Raw genomic sequence first — 18,210 nt, forward strand, 5'->3', positions numbered from 1 at the left:
CCTTACTGGATGATGAAGTCGTCGTGTTCTACAGGCGGCTCATCACCGGTCTCTCATGCAAGATTCATTTCAACGCGCGGCGTCGTTGCGGCCTGTCGTCGTCGATGGCGAAAGTGCAGCCCAACCCAGGCATAACGCCTTTGCGGCAAACGCCAATGCAAGTGTCAGTGCCAACCTCAACGCGAGTCTCGCCGATTCCGACAACGCCCCTGCCGTACGTCTCTTGACTGACACCTTGCAGGAAGCAACCCGCCGCAATGCGTCGGACCTGCACATCGAACCGGCGGAGCATGGCTGGCGCGTGCGTTTGCGCATCGACGGCGTACTGCATGAAATCCCTCAGCCTCCCGCGCATCTGCGCGACGCGTTCATCACACGCGTGAAGGTGCTGGCACGCATGGATATCGCCGAACGGCGCGTGCCGCAGGACGGCCGGCTGCGGATTGCCACGTCGCCCGGCCGCGTCGAAGACTATCGTGTCAACTCGCTGCCTACGTTGTTCGGTGAAAAGCTGGTGTTGCGCAGGCTCGACGCACTACCCACCGATCTGTCGCTCGACTCGCTCGGCCTCGATCCACAGCAACGTGAAGCCGTCGATGCCGCGATTCGCGCTCCGCACGGCCTCGTGCTCGTCACTGGCCCCACCGGTAGCGGCAAGACGCTGTCGCTGTATTGCTTCTTGCACATGCTCAACGATGAGGCGCGCAATCTGTGCTCAGTAGAGGATCCGGCGGAGATTCAACTGGCGGGTATCAATCAGGTGAGCGTGCGCGAAAAGGCCGGCCTGACGTTCGCGGTGGCGCTACGTGCGTTTCTCCGTCAGGACCCCGATGTGATCATGGTCGGCGAAATTCGCGACGACGAAACCGCCGATGTTGCCGTGAAGGCAGCGCAAACCGGTCACCTGGTGCTGTCCACCTTGCATACGAACGACGCACCTGCGGCGGTCGCGCGCCTCATAGACGTCGGCGTCGAACCGTACAATCTCGCCGCCGCGCTACGGATGGTGACGGCACAGCGGCTGGTGCGGCGGCTCTGCGTGGCATGCCGCGCACCGGCGCAGCAATCGGCAGCGGCGCTGCGAGCAGCAGGCTTCACTGACGATCACCTCGACAGCTGGCAACCATTCGCCGCCATCGGATGCGAAGCCTGCCACGGCATCGGCTACCGTGGCCGCGTTGGGGTTCACCAGGTGATGCCCGTCTCCGAGGCGATGCGCGAGTTGATCGTGGCACGCGCAGGTACCCATGAACTGGCCCGGCTCGCGCAAACCGAACAGGTGGTCACCTTGCGCGATGCCGCCCTGGCGCGTGTACGCGACGGCACGACGAGCCTAACCGAGGCGCTGGGCGCCACCGAGGTCGCATGAGCACAGCGACGACTCACCCACCGCCAGCGGCCGAGCTGCGCTTCAAATGGCGCGGCGTCGATGCCGACGGCGTACAGAAAACCGGCGCGCTCATTGCGCCGGACGTCAGCACAGCACGCGCCATACTCAAACGCGAAAAGCTGTTCATCGTCGAACTCGCGGCACGCGGGCCAGCGCCGCGCCCCCAAACCCGCACCAACGACGTCACGGTGTTCACCAGGCAGCTCGCCAGTCTGCTGCGTGCCGGCTTACCACTCGCGCCCTCGCTGGAACTGCTGGCGCAAGCGGATGGTTCGCGCCGGCAAGGCATGCCGCGGATCGTCGGCGCGCTGGCACGCGGCATCACCGGTGGCCTGCGCTTTTCGGCAGCGTTGCAGCGGCATCCGGCGCAGTTCAATGCGCTGTACTGTCAACTTGTCGAAGTCGGCGAAGCAGCCGGCGCGCTGCCTGCCGTCCTCGCCCGGATCGCCGACGACCGCGAACGCGCCGCCGCGCAGCGTGCCAAGGTGCGCGCGGCGCTCACCTATCCGGTCGCGATCCTGTTGCTTGCCATCGCAATTACCGCCGCGTTGCTGGTGTGGGTCGTGCCGACTTTCAAGCAGATCTTCGACGGCTTCGGCGCGAAACTGCCCGCGCCCACGCAGTTCGTGCTGGCCTTGTCTGCGGGTGCCGCGCGCTGGAGCATTCCTCTGCTCATCATGGTTTTCGCCGTGGGCTCGGCTATGACGTTTCTGCTACGACGTTCCGAAGCAGCGCGCATCCGTTTCGCGCGCATATCGCTGACAATGCCGGTCGCCGGTCCGTTGCTGCGCACCTTGTGCGCGGCGCGCTGGAGCCGAGCACTCGGCACCTTGCTGTCGGCGGGCACACCGCTCGCGGACGCATTCGATTCACTGACTCACGCTACCGGCAACGCTTTCTTCGATCGCGCCACCGTGGAGATTGCTGCGCGGCTGCGGCGCGGCGAACGGCTCGCCGCCGCAATGCGCGCGGCGCACTGCTTTCCACCGGAGGTCGTGCAGCCGGTTGCGGTTGCCGAGGAGTCAGGGGCGCTCGATACGATGCTGATCGATGTGGCGTCGCTCGCCGATCGTCAGGTAGACGAAAAGATCGGCACGCTCTCGAGCCTGTGCGAACCACTTGTCATCATCGTGCTGGGCACGCTGGTCGGCGGCCTGGTGATCGCGATGTATCTTCCCATTATTCAACTCGGCAACGTGGTGTAGCATCGCAGCCGAATCCCACCCTTTATATGCAGGCTACCCCTCCGCTCGTGTCAGATACTTCTTCCAGCCTGTTTTCGGGCCTGCTGTCCGGCCACGTCACAACCGGTCTCGGCCTCGCGTTCGGCAGCTTGCCCAGCGGCCTGCAGATTGCATTCGCGATCGTGTTCGGTCTGGTGATCGGCAGTTTCCTGAACGTGGTCGTGCATCGGGTGCCGATCATGCTGGAGCGTGCGTGGCGCGAGGAAGTCAGCGAGGTCACCGAACAAGTGCCGGAAGACGACGGCTTGCCCGCCCGCTACAACCTGTGGGTGCCGCGCAGCGCGTGCCCTCATTGCGGCCATGTGCTCAGCGCGTGGGAGAACCTGCCGGTGCTGAGCTATCTGCTGTTGCGCGGGCGCTGCTCCGCGTGCAAGACACGCGTAAGCCTGCGCTACCCGCTGCTCGAAATCGCCAGCGCCGCTCTCGCCGCTGGGGCCCTCGCGCTGTATGGGCCGACCGGCATGGCGCTCGCCGCCTTCGGACTATGCGCCGCCTTGCTCGCAATGAGCGCGATCGATATCGACACTCATCTGCTCCCTGACTCCATGACACTGCCGCTCCTGTGGGCCGGCTTGATCGTCAACTTCTACGGCATGTTCGCGAGCCTGCACGATGCAGTGCTGGGCGCGATCTTCGGCTATCTGGTGCTGTGGGTCGTACATTGGCTGTTCCGGCTGGTACGCGGCGTCGAAGGGATGGGTTATGGCGATTTCAAACTGCTGGCTGCGCTCGGTGCGTGGCTCGGCTGGGCCGCGCTACCGCAAATCGTGCTGATCGCGGCCGTCGCCGGCGCAGTGGTCGGCCTCGCGGCAACGTGGCGCGGCCGCATGCGCTTCGAAGAGCCGCTGCCGTTCGGGCCGTTTCTCGCAGCGGGCGGTGCTGTTACGCTATTTCTCGGCACACCGCTTTATCTGGCGTTGGGAGGCTGAAGCATGTTTGCTGTGGGACTGACCGGTGGCATAGGCAGCGGCAAATCGACCGTGGCTGACCTGTTCGCCGCGCACGGCGTGCCGCTTGTCGACACAGACCTGATTGCGCACCGCATCACGGCGCCACACGGCATCGCAATGCCGCAGATCGCCGCGGAGTTCGGCGATTCGTTCGTCGCGGCAGACGGCTCGCTCGACCGCGCCCGCATGCGCACGCTGGTATTCAGCGACGACGGCGCGCGCAAACGCCTCGAAGGCATCACGCATCCATTGATTCGTGCGGAGACCGAACGCGAGCAGCGCGAGGCGCAAGGGCCGTACGTAATCGTGGTGGTACCGCTGCTGGTGGAGTCGGGTAGCTGGAAGACTCGCGTGAATCGTGTACTGACCGTCGATTGCAGCGTCGAGACGCAAATTTCGCGCGTGATGAGCCGCAACGGCTTTAGCCGTGAACAGGTGCTGGCGATCATCGCCCGCCAGGCAACGCGCGAAGCACGCCTCGTCGCAGCGGACGACATCATCGACAACGATAACGCGCCGCTCGAGGCACTCAAGGCGCAGGTCGACGCACAGCATCGCGTCTATCTGTCCCTAGCGGGCGCCTGAGAATACGCTGAACGTGGCTTGCTGCCATGTTTGCTCAGCCATGCAGTGACAGGCACACGCAAAGCACGCGCCAAACCGCCTGAAACATGTGAAAAAAGTTGCGAAAGCGCGCTGAAAAAGTGCGTGATTGCTAGGGTAGTCTCACGGCATTAGAATGTTCTGCATTCCCGTCACCGACCACGCCCGAGGCGAGCCCGCTTGATCCTTTACGAGTATCCCTTCAACGAGCGAATCCGGACGCTGTTGCGCCTCGAAGATCTGTTCGAGCGCTTCACGTTCTTTCTGACTCAGGAAGACGCCAGGGAACATCACGTCGCACTGACAACGTTGTTCGAAATCTCAGAGGTTGCGGGTCGCGCGGATCTGAAGTCGGATCTGATGAAAGAGCTCGAGCGCCAACGGCAAACCTTGGCACCGTTCCGCGGCAATCCGGGGATCGAGCAGAACGCGCTGGAATCCGTGCTGGGGGAGATCGAGCAGACCTTGTCGGGGCTTTCACAGATGCAGGGCAAGACCGGCCAGCATCTGGCGGACAACGAATGGCTCGCCAGCATCCGCAGCCGCGCGATCATCCCTGGCGGCACCTGCAAGTTCGATTTGCCTTCGTACTACGCATGGCAGCAGATCCATCCTGATCAGCGTCGGCAGGACATCGCCAAATGGGTCACGCCGCTGCTGCCGTTGCGCGATGCGGCAACAATCGTGCTGCGCCTCGCGCGCGAATCGGGTCAGGCGTCCAAGGTCATGGCGATGCAGGGCAGCTATCAGCAGATGCTGTCAGGCCGTTCATACCAGTTGATGCAGGTACGGGTGGCACCGGAATTGCGGGTGATCCCCGAGGCCAGCGCCAACAAGTACATGCTCTGGGTGCGATTCACAGTGCAGGACGGCGATTTGCGTCCGCGCGCGGTGGATGTCGACGTGCCGTTCCAGCTCACACTTTGCAGCCTGTAACGCCGGCCCTGCAGACCTGAATCGAGGGGCCGCGCCTTTAAAGCGGCGAAAAATGCCCCTATATTCGTAACTTGTTCCGTTTCCGATTGACTGCCTGACCGTATGCCTACCGTCGTCAAATGCCCCACTTGCGGCAAGGATGTCCGCTGGACTCCAGAAAGCCGCTTCCGCCCGTTCTGCTCTGACCGCTGCAAGCAGACCGACCTCGGCGCCTGGGCCGCTGAGAAGTACAAGATAGGCGGCACAGAGGAAGAAACGCCGTCGGATGAATCGCCCGGCGGGGACTACAACCCGCATTAAGCGCTGCAGACTGCAGACGCTCACCGCTTGCACGCGTGCTGCGACCAAGCAAAACGGCGCTGCTCACGCAGCGCCGTTTAAAACCGCCGATCATTTCTCTAGTTTTTCTCAGCCGCGAGCCATTCCAGCACGGGAATCGTCGCCGGCAACAGCGGCGAGACATCCGCCGGCAGCGCCTGCCATACAAATGCCTGGCCCTCACGGCCGTGCGGTTCGCCGGACCACTGCGTGACCTTGCAGAAGAACAGCCGCACGTAGGCGTGCGGGTAATCGTGTTCGAGCGTGTGCCAAAGATGGCTCGCCTTGACGTCGATACCCAGTTCCTCGTGCAGCTCGCGGGCTAGCGCGGCCTCGACCGACTCGCCCGCCTCCAGCTTGCCGCCCGGAAACTCCCAGTATCCCTCGTACGGCTTGCCTGCCGGGCGCTGCGCCAGCAGATAGCGTCCGTCCGGCTGAATCAGCACGCCGACGGCGACTTCAGTCACCGGGCGGCCAGCCACGTTCTTTTGCGCATCGCTCATGCCGGGGTCTTCCGTCCGGACCAGTCGCGAGCAAATTGCCACGCGACGCGCCCCGAGCGCGACCCGCGCTCCAGCGCCCACACCAGCGCGTCGCCGCGCGCCGCTTCGACTTCCGCGTCGTCGCAGCCGAAATGGCGCAGCCAGTGGCCGATGATCGACAGGTAGTCGTCCTGCTTGAACGGATAGAAACTGACCCACAGCCCGAAGCGCTCGGACAGCGAGATCTTTTCTTCGACCAGTTCGCCCGGATGGATCTCGCCGTCGGACGTGTGCTTATACGTCTCGTTGTCACTCATGTACTCGGGCAACAGATGGCGGCGATTGGACGTCGCGTAGATCAACACGTTGTCCGACTGCGCAGCGATCGAGCCGTCGAGCGCAACCTTCAGCGCCTTGTAGCCCGACTCCCCATCTTCGAACGAAAGGTCGTCGCAGAACACCACGAAGCGCTCCGGCCGCTGCGCGATCAGATCGACGATGTCGCCGAGATCGTGCAGATCGTCTTTATCCACTTCGATCAGGCGCAGGCCGTCTTTTGCATAGGCGTTCAGGCAAGCCTTGATCAGCGACGACTTGCCGGTGCCGCGCGCGCCCGTCAGCAACACGTTGTTAGCCGGCTGCTTGCGCACGAACTGACGTGTGTTCTGCTCGATCAGCCCTTTCTGGCGATCGATGTTTTGCAGGTCGTCGAGCGTGATCGACGAAATGGCGGGCACCGGCTGCAGATAGCCGCGCCCCTGGCGCTTGCGCCAGCGAAAGGCGACCGCCGCCGACCAGTCGATCTCCGGTGCAGCAGGCGGAAGCATTGCTTCGAGGCGGACGAGCACGGCTTCGGCCCGGGTCAGAAACTGTTCGAGTTTGTCCATGGCTGTGAGATAAGCGGCCTTAAGCGCCGCGTAATAAACCTGGTTACGAACGATAGTCGGCGTTGATGCTCACGTAATCGTGCGACAGATCGCAAGTCCAGATCGTGGCTTGCGCATTACCGCGGCCGAGTACGACACGAATGCCGATCTCGCTCTTTTTCATGACGCGCTGGCCGTCTTCCTCACGGTAGGCCGGGTTGCGGCCACCGGCGGTAGCAACCAGCACGTCGTCCAGATACAGATCGATCTTGCCGACGTCGAGATCGTCGACGCCGGCATAGCCGATAGCCGCGAGAATGCGGCCGAGATTCGGATCCGATGCATAGAAGGCTGTCTTCACGAGCGGCGAGTGGCCGATCGCGTACGCAATCTGGCGGCATTCGCCGACGCTCGAGCCGCCTTCGACATGCACGGTCATGAATTTGGTCGCGCCTTCGCCGTCGCGCACGATCAGCTGTGCGAGGGTCTGGGCGACTTCGGTCACCGCGTCGCGCAGCGCTGCATAAGCGGGCGAATCGGTGGACGTGATCGCCGGCAGGCTCGATTTGCCCGAGGCGATCAGGATGAACGAATCGTTGGTCGACGTATCGCCGTCGATCGTGATGCAGTTGAACGAGCGGTCCGCCACGTGCTTGACCAGTGCGTCGAGCACAGGCTGCGCGACGCTAGCGTCGAATGCGAGGAAGCCGAGCATGGTCGCCATGTTCGGCTTGATCATGCCGGCGCCCTTGCTGATACCGGTGAGCGTGACTGTGTGACCGTCGATCGTGACCTGGCGCGAGGTGGCTTTCGGCAAGGTATCCGTGGTCATGATCGCCTGGGCGGCGTCGTACCAGTTGGCTTCCTTGCGGTTCGCCAGCGCCGCGGGCAGACCCGCCTTCAGACGATCGACCGGCAGCGGTTCAAGAATCACACCCGTCGAAAACGGCAACACCTGTTCCGGCGCGATATCAACGAGACGCGCGAGCTCGACGCAGGTTTCGCGCGCGGCCACGAGGCCGGGCTCACCCGTACCTGCATTTGCGTTACCGGTGTTGATCACCAGCGCGCGAATCGGCTTGCCGCCCGCGCGCACGCGCTCCAGATTCTCTCGGCACACAGTGACGGGTGCGGCGCAAAAACGGTTCTGCGTGAACACGCCGCCTACTGTCGCGCCTTCGCCGACAGAAATGACCAGCACGTCCTTGCGGTTCGGCTTGCGGATATTCGCCTCCGCCCAGCCCAGCGTGACGCCGGCGACAGGGTGAAGTTGAGTGGGATCGATCGAGGGAAAATTGACAGCCATGGTCGCGACCTGTCGAAGAAAATGCCGGCAGGCGCCGGCATCGAGGGATCGGTAACTGATGGCTCAAGCCTGTAGCCGAACCACCGCGAAATCATCAGCAAAACATTGTGTAAAACGAAGCGGCGCGCTTAAAGCGCGCCGCTTTTCGGCATTATGCGATCTTGCCGTGACACTGCTTGTACTTCTTGCCGCTGCCGCACGGGCACGGGTCGTTACGGCCGACCTTCGGCACGTTGTCCACGCTCACGTCCGACCCAATGGCGTGCGAGGCGCCGTGGCTCATCGCGTCGCCGATCATGGCGGCGGTAGCCGCTTCCGCAGCGGCAGGCGCTGCTGCTGCCGCTTCGGCGAATTCGGCGTGACGGAACTCGACGTTTTCGAGGTGGCCGCCTTGCTCTTCGAGTTGCTCGGCGGCCTGTTCCAGCTGTTCCGGCGACTGGATCTGCACGTTCATCACCACCCGGGTGACTTCGAGCTTCACGGCGTCGAGCATCGCGGCGAATAGTTCGAACGCCTCGCGCTTGTATTCCTGCTTCGGATTCTTCTGTGCGTACCCGCGCAGATGGATACCCTGGCGCAGGTGATCGAGCGCGGCCAGATGTTCGCGCCAGCTACGGTCCAGCGTTTGCAGCATGATCGAGCGTTCGAACGCGCTGAACGATTCGCGGCCGACCTGTTCGACCTTCGATTCATACGCTTCGTCTGCGGCGGCTTCGACAGCTTCGAGAATCTCGTCCGCGCTGATCGAGTTCGACTCGTTGATCATTTCCTGGATCGCGAGGTCGAGCTGCCATTCGTTGCGCAGAACTTCCTCCAGCTCGGGCACGTCCCACTGCTCTTCGATGCTGCCGGCCGGCACGAACTGGTGAACGATATCGGCGATCACGCCGCCGCGCATCGCGCCGATCGTTTCGGTGATGTCGTTCGCTTCGAGCAATTCATTGCGCTGCTGGTAGATTACCTTGCGCTGATCGTTCGACACATCGTCGTATTCGAGCAATTGCTTGCGAACGTCGAAGTTACGCGCTTCAACCTTGCGTTGCGCCGATTCGATCGAACGCGACACGATGCCCGCCTCGATCGCCTCGCCTTCCGGCATCTTCAGACGGTCCATGATCGCGCGCACGCGATCACCAGCGAAAATGCGCAGCAGCGGATCTTCCAGCGACAGATAGAAGCGCGACGAACCCGGGTCGCCCTGACGGCCGGCACGGCCACGCAACTGGTTGTCGATCCGGCGCGATTCGTGACGTTCGGTGCCGATGATGTGCAGACCGCCCGCGGCCTTCACCTGATCATGCAGCGCCTGCCATTCGTCGTGCAGCTTCTGGATACGGCGTTGTTTCTCTTCTTCCGAAAGCGTTTCGTCCTTCTCGATGAAGGACGCCTGCTTTTCAGCGTTGCCGCCGAGCACGATGTCAGTACCGCGACCGGCCATGTTTGTGGCGATCGTGACCCGCTTCGGACGGCCTGCTTCGGCGACGATCTCAGCTTCACGCGCGTGCTGCTTGGCGTTCAGCACTTCGTGCGGCAACCCGGCCTGCTTCAGCAGATGCGACAGCAGTTCCGAGTTTTCGATCGAGGTCGTGCCGACCAGCACCGGCTGCCCGCGCTCATGGCAATCGCGGATGTCGCGGATCACCGCGTCATAGCGTTCCTTGGCGGTCTTGTAGATCTGATCCTGCTTGTCGATCCGCTTCGGCGGACGGTTGGTCGGGATCACGACCGTTTCGAGGCCGTAGATTTCGTTGAATTCGTACGCTTCGGTATCCGCCGTACCGGTCATGCCGGACAGCTTCGCGTACATACGGAAGTAGTTCTGGAACGTGATCGACGCGAGCGTCTGGTTCTCGCTCTGGATCTTGACGTGTTCCTTCGCCTCGACAGCCTGGTGCAAGCCATCCGACCAGCGGCGGCCCGACATCAAACGACCGGTGAATTCGTCGACGATCACGACTTCGCCGTTCTGCACGACGTAGTGCTGATCCTTGAAGAACAGCGTGTGCGCGCGCAGTGCGGCGTACACGTGGTGCATCAGCGTGATGTTCTGCGGCGCGTACAGGCTTTCGCCCTCGCCAATCAGGCCCCATTCGGCGAGCAGACGCTCAGCCTTTTCGTGGCCCGATTCCGTCAGGAAGACCTGGCGGCCTTTTTCGTCCAGCGTGTAGTCGCCCGGCTTTTCGACGCCGGTGCCGTCCGCTTTCTCTTCGCCGATCTGGCGTTCGAGCAGCGGCGGCAGCGCATTCATGCGCACATAGAGTTCGGTGTGATCTTCGGCCTGGCCGGAGATGATCAGCGGCGTACGGGCTTCGTCGATCAGGATCGAGTCGACCTCGTCGACCACCGCGAAATTGAGGGCTCGCTGCACGCGCGCATCGGTCTCGTAGACCATGTTGTCGCGCAGGTAGTCGAAGCCGAATTCGTTGTTGGTGCCGTAGGTGATGTCTGCCGCGTACGCTTCCTGCTTCGCGCCATGATCCATCTGCGACAGGTTGATGCCGACTGAAAGACCCAGGAAGTTGTACAGACGCGCCATCCATTCGGCGTCGCGCTGGGCCAGGTAGTCGTTGACCGTGACGACGTGCACGCCGCGGCCGGACAGCGCATTCAGGTACACCGGCAGCGTAGCGACGAGCGTCTTGCCTTCGCCGGTGCGCATTTCGCCGATCTTGCCGTAGTGCAGGACCATGCCGCCGATCAGCTGCACGTCGAAGTGGCGCATTTTCAGCGTCCGCTTGCTGGCCTCGCGGCACACCGCGAAGGCCTCCGGCAGGAGCTTGTCGAGCGACTCACCACTCGCGACGCGCTGGCGGAATTCACCCGTTTTGGCGCGCAGTTGGTCGTCCGTCAATTGCTCGATCTGCGGCTCGAGCGCATTGATCGCCGTGACGGTCTTTTGATATTGCTTGACTAGCCGCTGGTTGCGGCTGCCAAAAATCTTCTGTAGAAAACCGGTGGTCATCGGATCGGTGTCTGCGTCGCGGCTTCGGCTGGTTCGCGGCGTGCAAGTTCATGCACGTGCGCTCCGGGGTCGGAAGGGCCTCGGCGGCTTAGTCCAAGAGTGAATTCGAATCGGGCATTTTAGCACGCGCCCCCGGCCGCGCCTGTGTCAGCCGTGCGACGTTGGCAGGGCACAGAAAGCCCGCCGCAGCGACGTCCGACGGTACGCATTGAGGCGGGTCCGCATGCATCCCGCGCGGTACAATCGCGGCGTGAACGCACATAGGGTGCGAACGCGCCGTTACTATCGAACATGAGCCGTATTCCGTCCTTTTCAAGGCCGCCGCCCAAGCAGTTCAAAGCGCGCCGCCCGCAGCCCGTCGCCGAAGTGCTCAATCGCACCGACGCGTTTGTGGCCCTGCGCGCGGGCGTCGAGCAGATTGCGGCGCTGGAAAAGGATCTGCGTGAACTGCTGCCGGATTATCTGGCCACGAGCGTAGAGCCCAGCTTCATCAAGGAAGGCGTGCTGGCCCTATTTGCCGCGCACAATGCGCTGGCCGCCCGCCTGCGCCAGATCGAACCGAGGTTGCTGTCGGATCTGCAGCAGCGCGGCTGGCCGGTCAATGCGCTGAGAATTCGCGTGCGGCCGCAGCCTTTGAAGGAGCCGCCGCCCGTCAAACAGGCGCGCATGACGCCGGTCGGCGCGGACGCGCTGCACGCGCTCTCCCAATCGCTCGCGCCCTCGCCGCTGCAGGAAGCTTTGGCGAAAATGGCAGCGCGGCATCGGAGAAATCGCTGAACAAAAAAATAAGCGGCCCATCTGGGCCGCTTATTTTTCATCCATTCGCTTCGGACATTTCATCCGAAAGCGCTACGCCGATCAGGCAAATGCCGTCTGCGTTTCGTACGCGAAACCGCGCGGCGCCTTCTGCGTGTCGTCGAACGTGACGACTTCGTACGCATCTTCATGCGCCAGCAACTCGCGCAACAAAGCGTTGTTCAGGCCGTGGCCCGATTTGTATGCCGTGTACGAAGCCAGCAGCGGATGGCCGACCACGTACAGATCGCCGATCGCGTCGAGCATCTTGTGCTTCACGAATTCGTCGTCGTAACGCAGGCCGTCGTTGTTCAGAATGCGGTATTCGTCCAGCACGATGGCGTTATCCATGCTGCCACCGCGTGCCAGACCGAGTTCGCGCATCATTTCCACTTCATGCGCAAAGCCGAACGTACGCGCACGGGCAATTTCCCGCACATACGACGTATTGGCAAAATCCACTTCCAGCGCCTGGCCGGTTTTATCCACAGCCGGGTGACGGAAATCGATGGTGAATTTGAGTTTGAAACCGAAATACGGATCGAGACGCGCGAATTTATCGCCGTCGCGAATTTCAACCGGCTTGGTGACCTTGATGAATTTCTTCGGCGCGTTCTGTTCTTCAATACCGGCCGACTGAATCAGAAACACGAACGAACCCGCACTGCCGTCCATGATCGGAATTTCTTCAGCGGTGACGTCGATATAAAGATTGTCGATGCCGAGGCCTGCGCATGCGGACATCAAATGCTCGATGGTCGACACGCGCGCGCCGTCTTTCTGCAGTACGGAAGCCAGACGCGTATCGCCAATCGCCATTGCCGACGCAGGGATATCCACCGGCGTAGGCAAATCCACCCGCGAAAACACAATGCCGGTGTTCGCCGCCGCCGGGCGGAGCGTCAATTCGACTTTGCGGCCGGAGTGCAGGCCGATGCCGACTGTCTTGACGATTGATTTGATAGTGCGCTGCTTCAACATGGTGATCTTCTATTCGATTGAAAATCCCAATCGGGACTTTTTATTCCATAGCGCGAAGTATACTCCAATACCCTAAGGAGCGTCGTTACACGGAACGTATCAATCTGTTTCGCTGCATTACCCAAAGCGCGCCCGTCAGGGAAAGCGTGACGGGCCGATGTCCGGAACGGAGGCGTTTCCGGTCATCGGCCCGAGTAACGGCCCGTCACAAAAGCGTCTTATGCGCCGTTGCCCTGATACAACGCGGTAACCGCGCAGATCGAGGCAAAGGCATCGAACGCCATCGTAACTAGCTCAACGTAGCGAGAATACTCCCTGCATCGCTGACTTCGAATTTGCCGGCAGCCTCGACGTTCAACGTCTTGACCACGCCGTCGTCGACAACCATTGCGTAGCGCTGGGAACGGATTCCCATGCCGCGCGCCGACAAATCCTGCTCAAGACCGAGCGCCCGCGTGAAAGCCGCACTGCCATCCGCCATCATGCGCACCTTGCCCGAGGCATGCTGATCGCGTCCCCACGCGCCCATTACGAACGCGTCGTTGACGGACACGCACCAGATCTCGTCGATGCCAAGCGCGCGCAACTGCTCGGCGTGCTCGACGTAACCCGGTACATGTTTGGCTGAACAGGTCGGCGTGAACGCACCGGGCAATCCGAAGATCACCACGCGCTTACCCGCCGTCTGCTCGCGCACGTCGAAGCTGTTAGGCCCCAGCGTGCAGCCCGCCCGCGCGTCTTCGACGAACTCGAAGAGCGTCGCGTCGGGCAGCTTTTCACCTACTTGAATCATGCTCAGTCCTTTGCATCGATGCGAAGCACACTCGCACGCCATCGTGTCGCAGTGAATTTCAGCGTCTGCCTAACTGCAGGCTCCGCCATCCGGCGACAGTTGCCCCATCCGCTTCGCGAATCCGAAGAGGGCACTTGTCCTTGCCGCGAATCAGACGATACGCGGCTTGTTCGCCGTTCACCCGCCACGCTCATGCATTCGTCCGCCAGTGCTACGCTGCTGTACAACCCGCAGCACCACAACGAAAGCCTGCTCGCGCGCTCAGTCCGCCTGCTTGCGCAGGAATGCCGGAATGTCGTACGTGTCGACGCCCTTTTCCTGCAGCGCCTGCACGTGCGAAGCCGCCGTATCGCGCGACGTACGCCACACAGCCGGCGTATCCAGCGCGCCGTAATCGGCCGTGCTTGCGTGGGACTGCGACGTTGCGTAAGCAGCGTGCGCGCTGACCGGCTGATTGTCCGTGCCGGTGCGCAGCAGCGTCATCGGGGCCGATTGCTGCTTCTTCGCCGCACGGCCCAGACCCGTTGCCACGACCGTCACGCGCAGCGCGTCGCCCATTGCATCGTCGTACACCGCGCCGAAAATCACGGTTGCGTCTTCAGCAGCATAGCTCTTGATGGTGTTCATCACTTCGCGCGTTTCCGACAGACGCAGCGAACGGCTCGACGTGATGTTGACCAGCACGCCACGCGCGCCCGACAGATCCACTCCTTCCAGCAGCGGGCTGGCCACAGCCTGCTCGGCAGCCAAACGTGCGCGATCGACGCCGGCAACCGTCGCCGTGCCCATCATCGCCTTGCCCTGCTCGCCCATCACCGTCTTCACGTCTTCGAAGTCGACGTTCACCAGACCGTCGACGTTGATGATTTCCGCGATACCGGCAACTGCGTTGTTGAGAACGTCGTCTGCGCACTGGAAGCACTTGTCCATCTCGGCGTCATCGCCCATCACCTCGAACAGCTTGTCGTTCAGAACGACGATCAGCGAGTCGACGTGATCCTCCAGTTGCTGCGAACCAGCTTCTGCTACACGCATGCGCTTGCCGCCTTCGAATTCGAACGGCTTGCTGACCACGCCAACAGTCAAGATACCCATTTCTTTGGCGATCTGCGCGACCACCGGCGCTGCGCCCGTGCCCGTGCCGCCGCCCATACCGGCAGTGATGAACACCATGTGCGCGCCGCGCAGTGCGTCGGCGATGCGCTCACGTGCTTCTTCTGCTGCCGCGCGGCCCATTTCCGGCTTGGCGCCAGCGCCCAGACCCGTGTTACCGAGCTGGATCACCGCGGATGCACGCGAACGCGACAGAGCCTGCGCGTCCGTGTTCATCACGATGAAGTCGACGCCTTGCACGCCTTTGTTGATCATGTGCTGAACGGCATTGCCGCCAGCGCCACCTACTCCGATCACCTTGATGATGGTGCCGTTCGTTTCGGTTTCCAGCATCTGGAATTCCATGTTGCCTCCGTCAAGATAAAAAATTGCAGCCACTTCGGCCGTTATTCGGCAGGAGATCGGGCAACCTCCTGTCGCGCGCCAGCCGCCGGCACCAGCGCGTGTTTACGTAAAACCGTTCAAACCCAGAATTCGTTAGAAGTTGCCGAGGAACCAGTCTTTCATTCGCGTGAAGACCTGACCCATCGACCCCGACTGCACCGCGACCTTGCGGCCGCGCATCCGTTGCGAGCGTCCTTCGACGAGCAGGCCCATCGCCGTCGAATAACGCGGGTTACGCACGACGTCCGCAAGACCGCCCGCGTATTCCGGCACGCCAATGCGCACCGGCTTCAGGAAAATGTCCTCACCGAGTTCGACCATGCCGAGCATCATCGACGCGCCGCCGGTCAGCACCACGCCGGAGCTCAGCAGTTCCTCGTAACCCGACTCGCGCACCACCTGCTGCACGAGCGAAAACAGTTCTTCGACACGCGGCTCGACCACCGCCGCCAATGCCTGGCGCGACAGCGTGCGCGGACCGCGCTCGCCGAGACCCGGCACTTCGATCATTTCGTCCGGATCGGCCAAGGCTTGCTTTGCAATGCCGTAGTCGACCTTGATGTCTTCCGCGTCCGGCGTCGGCGTGCGCAGCGCCATCGCGATGTCGCTCGTGATCTGGTCGCCGGCGATCGGAATCACCGCCGTGTGACGAATCGCGCCTTCGCTGAAAATCGCGATATCCGTCGTGCCGCCGCCGATGTCGACCAGCACCACGCCGAGTTCCTTTTCGTCTTCCGTCAGCACCGCCAGCGACGAAGCCAGCGGCTGCAGGATCAGATCGTTCACTTCGAGCCCGCAGCGGCGCACGCACTTCACAATGTTTTGCGCCGCGCTCACCGCGCCGGTGACGATATGCACCTTCACTTCCAGGCGGATGCCACTCATGCCGATCGGCTCGCGCACATCTTCCTGACCGTCGATGATGAATTCCTGCGTCAGGATGTGCAGCACCTGCTGATCGGTCGGGATATTGATCGCTTTCGCCGTCTCGATCACGCGCGCGACGTCCGTCTGCGTGACTTCCTTTTCCTTGATCGCCACCATGCCGCTCGAATTGAAGCTGCGGATATGGCTGCCGGCGATCCCGGTGAATACGTTCGTGATCTTGCAGTCGGCCATCAGCTCGGCTTCCTCGAGCGCGCGCTGAATGGACTGCACGGTGGCTTCGATGTTCACCACCACGCCCTTCTTGAGCCCCTTCGATTCGCTCTGGCCGAGGCCGATCACCTCGTAGTGGCCCTCGCCCTTCAACTCGGCGACGATAGCCACTACCTTCGACGTCCCAATGTCGAGGGCGACCAGCAGATCTTTATAGTCTTTACTCATAGCGTGCTCATTGCGTGTGATGTCCGTTTACTTCTTGCCCTTGTCGGGTTCGCTGATAAAGCGCATGCCAGCGGCACGAATCGCGAAACCGTTCGGATAGCGCAAGTCCGCATACTCGATGTCCTTTCCCCAACGTTGCGTCACCGCGTTCCACGCCGCGGTCAGGCGCTTGCTCCGATCGAGCAATGTGTCCTGATTGCGTTCGCGCCCAAGTTCCACCTGCATGCCGTTCGACAGCTTCACCGTCCACGCGTAACGCGGCGACAGCGTGACTTCTTCGGGCGTCGCGCCCAAGGGCGCAAACCACTTCTTGAAATCGCCATAACGCGCGACGACTTCTTTGGCCGTTCCGTCCGGACCGTCGAACGCCGGCAGCTCCTCTTCGAGCTCGCCCTGGTTCGCGGTGAACAGTTCGCCGTCCACGCTCACCAGTTGATCGCTGCCCCACGTTCCAAGCGGTTTGTACTCTTCAAGCGTGACAGCCAATGCATTCGGCCAAACCCGCCGCACACTCGCGTGACGCACCCATGGCATCTGCTCGAACGCCTGGCGTGCGACGTCGAGATCCACCGTAAAAAAGTTGCCTTTCAAGCGCCCTACTACACCCGCGCGCACCGTCGGCGAATTGATGTGCTCGGTGTCGCCGTCGATCTGGATTTCGCGCAACGCGAAATTCGGACGCTGGATGAGCCAGTAACCGCCTGCCGCCAGCAGCACGAGCACCAGCAACGCATGCAATGCGTTGGCGGCGAGATTGAGCTGGCGAACGTTGTTCCACATGGAGTTGCTTTCGGGTCGCCCCGGTTAGTCCTTTGTTAATCCTTAAGCGTCAGCGCCAACACGCCGACCACCAGTTCCTGATAGCTGATGCCCACCGCACGTGCCGCTTTCGGCGGCAACGAGTGATCGGTCATCCCAGGCGCCGTGTTCACTTCCAGGAAGTACGGGTTGCCGTCGGCGTCGAGCATGAAATCGGCGCGGCCCCAATCGGTGCAGCCAAGTACGTCGAACGCACGGCGCGCCAGCACTTTCAGGCGCGACTCTTCGTCAGCCGCCAGACCGCACGGAATCAGATACTGCGTGTCGTTCGCGATGTACTTCGCGTGGTAGTCGTAAAACTCGCCGGCCGGAATGATGCGGATCACCGGCAGATCCAGATCGCCGGCGATACAGGCCGTAAATTCGCCGCCGCCCTCGATGCTCCTTTCCACCACGACGATCTTGTCGTACTTGACCGCTTCGAGCAGCGCGGCCGGCAATGCGTCGGCGCTTTTCACCTTGATCACGGCGACGCTCGAGCCTTCGCTGGCCGGCTTCACGAACAGCGGCAAGCCGAGCTTCGCGACGATGTCTTTTGCGCGTGCTTCGTAGTCGTCGCCGCGCAGCACAGCCTCGAACGGCGGCGTCGGAATACCGAGCTGCTGCCACACGAGCTTGGTTCGGAACTTGTCCAGACCCAGCGCCGAGCCGAGCACGCCGCTACCCGTGTAACGGATGCCGTAAAAATCCAGTGCACCCTGAATCTGGCCGTTCTCGCCGTAACCGCCGTGCAGCGCGTTGAACGCGCGCACAAAACCTTCGTCCTTCAATGCGGCGAGCGGACGCTCAGCCGGATCGAACGGATGCGCGTCGATACCGGCGTCGCGCAGACCTTGCAGCACGAGGCGGCCGGAATTGAGCGACACCTCGCGCTCGGCGGAATCCCCACCGAGCAGCACTGCTACTTTGCCGAACTGTTTAGGGTCGATGCTGCTCATTTCA

At 62.2% G+C, this 18,210-nt stretch carries 17 protein-coding genes; 7 read left to right on the forward strand and 10 right to left on the reverse strand.

Annotated elements, in window-relative coordinates:
* The first annotated feature begins 55 nt into the window (after positions 1 to 55).
* From M0D66_RS33870 to M0D66_RS33895, 6 genes are all read left to right on the forward strand, one after another.
* On the forward strand, positions 56 to 1,369 hold the full coding sequence (locus M0D66_RS33870) for a GspE/PulE family protein (protein WP_266212618.1): 1,314 nt from the start codon (positions 56 to 58) through the stop codon (positions 1,367 to 1,369).
* The gene (locus M0D66_RS33875) at positions 1,366 to 2,595 is read left to right on the forward strand and encodes a type II secretion system F family protein (RefSeq protein WP_266212620.1); all 1,230 of its coding nucleotides are present in this window, start codon (positions 1,366 to 1,368) and stop codon (positions 2,593 to 2,595) included. The genes M0D66_RS33870 and M0D66_RS33875 overlap by 4 nt, the downstream gene beginning before the upstream one ends.
* Positions 2,596 to 2,621: 26 nt before the next feature.
* Positions 2,622 to 3,563 carry an A24 family peptidase gene (locus M0D66_RS33880; protein WP_266212621.1) on the forward strand — a complete coding sequence of 314 codons (942 nt, stop codon included), beginning with the start codon at positions 2,622 to 2,624 and terminating at the stop codon, positions 3,561 to 3,563.
* A 3-nt stretch (positions 3,564 to 3,566) separates the two neighbouring features.
* Positions 3,567 to 4,169, forward strand: coding sequence for a dephospho-CoA kinase (gene coaE / locus M0D66_RS33885; RefSeq protein WP_266212622.1), 603 nt, complete (start codon positions 3,567 to 3,569; stop codon positions 4,167 to 4,169).
* 198 nt (positions 4,170 to 4,367) lie between these two features.
* A complete protein-coding gene (zapD, locus tag M0D66_RS33890; protein ID WP_054040764.1) occupies positions 4,368 to 5,123 on the forward strand; it encodes a cell division protein ZapD in 756 nt (251 codons plus the stop codon).
* A 102-nt stretch (positions 5,124 to 5,225) separates the two neighbouring features.
* A complete protein-coding gene (locus tag M0D66_RS33895; RefSeq protein ID WP_093645243.1) occupies positions 5,226 to 5,423 on the forward strand; it encodes a DNA gyrase inhibitor YacG in 198 nt (65 codons plus the stop codon).
* A gap of 98 nt (positions 5,424 to 5,521) precedes the next feature.
* Here M0D66_RS33895 and M0D66_RS33900 read toward each other — a convergent pair whose 3' ends face one another.
* From M0D66_RS33900 to secA, 4 genes are all read right to left on the reverse strand, one after another.
* Complete coding sequence (locus tag M0D66_RS33900) at positions 5,522 to 5,944, reverse strand: NUDIX domain-containing protein (protein ID WP_054040765.1); 423 nt, start codon at positions 5,942 to 5,944, stop codon at positions 5,522 to 5,524.
* Positions 5,941 to 6,810, reverse strand: coding sequence for an ATP-binding protein (locus M0D66_RS33905; protein WP_093645245.1), 870 nt, complete (start codon positions 6,808 to 6,810; stop codon positions 5,941 to 5,943). The genes M0D66_RS33900 and M0D66_RS33905 overlap by 4 nt, the downstream gene beginning before the upstream one ends.
* 43 nt (positions 6,811 to 6,853) lie before the next feature.
* Positions 6,854 to 8,095 (reverse strand): bifunctional glutamate N-acetyltransferase/amino-acid acetyltransferase ArgJ, encoded by a 1,242-nt coding sequence (gene argJ / locus M0D66_RS33910; RefSeq protein WP_093645247.1) that lies wholly within the window; start codon positions 8,093 to 8,095, stop codon positions 6,854 to 6,856.
* A 151-nt stretch (positions 8,096 to 8,246) separates the two neighbouring features.
* Complete coding sequence (gene secA, locus M0D66_RS33915; protein ID WP_093645249.1) at positions 8,247 to 11,057, reverse strand: preprotein translocase subunit SecA; 2,811 nt, start codon at positions 11,055 to 11,057, stop codon at positions 8,247 to 8,249.
* Positions 11,058 to 11,348: 291 nt separating this feature from the next.
* On the opposite strand from secA, the gene M0D66_RS33920 reads away from it, so the two are divergent.
* Positions 11,349 to 11,834, forward strand: a complete 486-nt coding sequence (locus M0D66_RS33920) for a DciA family protein (protein ID WP_054040773.1) — start codon at positions 11,349 to 11,351, stop codon at positions 11,832 to 11,834.
* Between the two features lie 81 nt (positions 11,835 to 11,915).
* Here M0D66_RS33920 and lpxC read toward each other — a convergent pair whose 3' ends face one another.
* The 6 genes from lpxC to M0D66_RS33950 form a co-directional block, all read right to left on the reverse strand.
* On the reverse strand, positions 11,916 to 12,833 hold the full coding sequence (gene lpxC, locus M0D66_RS33925) for a UDP-3-O-acyl-N-acetylglucosamine deacetylase (protein WP_093645251.1): 918 nt from the start codon (positions 12,831 to 12,833) through the stop codon (positions 11,916 to 11,918).
* Between the two features lie 289 nt (positions 12,834 to 13,122).
* Complete coding sequence (locus tag M0D66_RS33930; protein WP_054040776.1) at positions 13,123 to 13,626, reverse strand: peroxiredoxin; 504 nt, start codon at positions 13,624 to 13,626, stop codon at positions 13,123 to 13,125.
* Positions 13,627 to 13,887: 261 nt separating this feature from the next.
* Positions 13,888 to 15,084 carry a cell division protein FtsZ gene (ftsZ, locus tag M0D66_RS33935; RefSeq protein WP_093645255.1) on the reverse strand — a complete coding sequence of 399 codons (1,197 nt, stop codon included), beginning with the start codon at positions 15,082 to 15,084 and terminating at the stop codon, positions 13,888 to 13,890.
* 132 nt (positions 15,085 to 15,216) lie between these two features.
* Entirely contained in the window at positions 15,217 to 16,449 is a 1,233-nt protein-coding gene (gene ftsA / locus M0D66_RS33940; protein ID WP_007180311.1) for a cell division protein FtsA, read from the reverse strand.
* 27 nt (positions 16,450 to 16,476) lie between these two features.
* Positions 16,477 to 17,229 carry a cell division protein FtsQ/DivIB gene (locus tag M0D66_RS33945; RefSeq protein ID WP_200620025.1) on the reverse strand — a complete coding sequence of 251 codons (753 nt, stop codon included), beginning with the start codon at positions 17,227 to 17,229 and terminating at the stop codon, positions 16,477 to 16,479.
* Positions 17,230 to 17,264: 35 nt separating this feature from the next.
* Positions 17,265 to 18,206, reverse strand: a complete 942-nt coding sequence (locus tag M0D66_RS33950) for a D-alanine--D-alanine ligase (protein ID WP_266212624.1) — start codon at positions 18,204 to 18,206, stop codon at positions 17,265 to 17,267.
* Positions 18,207 to 18,210 lie beyond the last annotated feature (4 nt).

The sequence above is a fragment of the Paraburkholderia sp. SECH2 genome, from assembly GCF_030464795.1.
Classification (GTDB): Bacteria; Pseudomonadota; Gammaproteobacteria; order Burkholderiales; family Burkholderiaceae; genus Paraburkholderia; species Paraburkholderia aspalathi.

Coding starts and splice junctions, on each gene's coding strand:
- M0D66_RS33870 (WP_266212618.1), top strand. CDS start 56: ATGCAAGATTCATTTCAACGCGCGGCGTCGTTGCGGCCTGTCGTCGTC.
- M0D66_RS33875 (WP_266212620.1), top strand. CDS start 1,366: ATGAGCACAGCGACGACTCACCCACCGCCAGCGGCCGAGCTGCGCTTC.
- M0D66_RS33880 (WP_266212621.1), top strand. CDS start 2,622: ATGCAGGCTACCCCTCCGCTCGTGTCAGATACTTCTTCCAGCCTGTTT.
- coaE (WP_266212622.1), top strand. CDS start 3,567: ATGTTTGCTGTGGGACTGACCGGTGGCATAGGCAGCGGCAAATCGACC.
- M0D66_RS33895 (WP_093645243.1), top strand. CDS start 5,226: ATGCCTACCGTCGTCAAATGCCCCACTTGCGGCAAGGATGTCCGCTGG.
- M0D66_RS33900 (WP_054040765.1), bottom strand. CDS start 5,944: ATGAGCGATGCGCAAAAGAACGTGGCTGGCCGCCCGGTGACTGAAGTC.
- M0D66_RS33905 (WP_093645245.1), bottom strand. CDS start 6,810: ATGGACAAACTCGAACAGTTTCTGACCCGGGCCGAAGCCGTGCTCGTC.
- argJ (WP_093645247.1), bottom strand. CDS start 8,095: ATGGCTGTCAATTTTCCCTCGATCGATCCCACTCAACTTCACCCTGTC.
- secA (WP_093645249.1), bottom strand. CDS start 11,057: ATGACCACCGGTTTTCTACAGAAGATTTTTGGCAGCCGCAACCAGCGG.
- M0D66_RS33920 (WP_054040773.1), top strand. CDS start 11,349: ATGAGCCGTATTCCGTCCTTTTCAAGGCCGCCGCCCAAGCAGTTCAAA.
- lpxC (WP_093645251.1), bottom strand. CDS start 12,833: ATGTTGAAGCAGCGCACTATCAAATCAATCGTCAAGACAGTCGGCATC.
- M0D66_RS33930 (WP_054040776.1), bottom strand. CDS start 13,626: ATGATTCAAGTAGGTGAAAAGCTGCCCGACGCGACGCTCTTCGAGTTC.
- ftsZ (WP_093645255.1), bottom strand. CDS start 15,084: ATGGAATTCCAGATGCTGGAAACCGAAACGAACGGCACCATCATCAAG.
- ftsA (WP_007180311.1), bottom strand. CDS start 16,449: ATGAGTAAAGACTATAAAGATCTGCTGGTCGCCCTCGACATTGGGACG.
- M0D66_RS33945 (WP_200620025.1), bottom strand. CDS start 17,229: ATGTGGAACAACGTTCGCCAGCTCAATCTCGCCGCCAACGCATTGCAT.
- M0D66_RS33950 (WP_266212624.1), bottom strand. CDS start 18,206: ATGAGCAGCATCGACCCTAAACAGTTCGGCAAAGTAGCAGTGCTGCTC.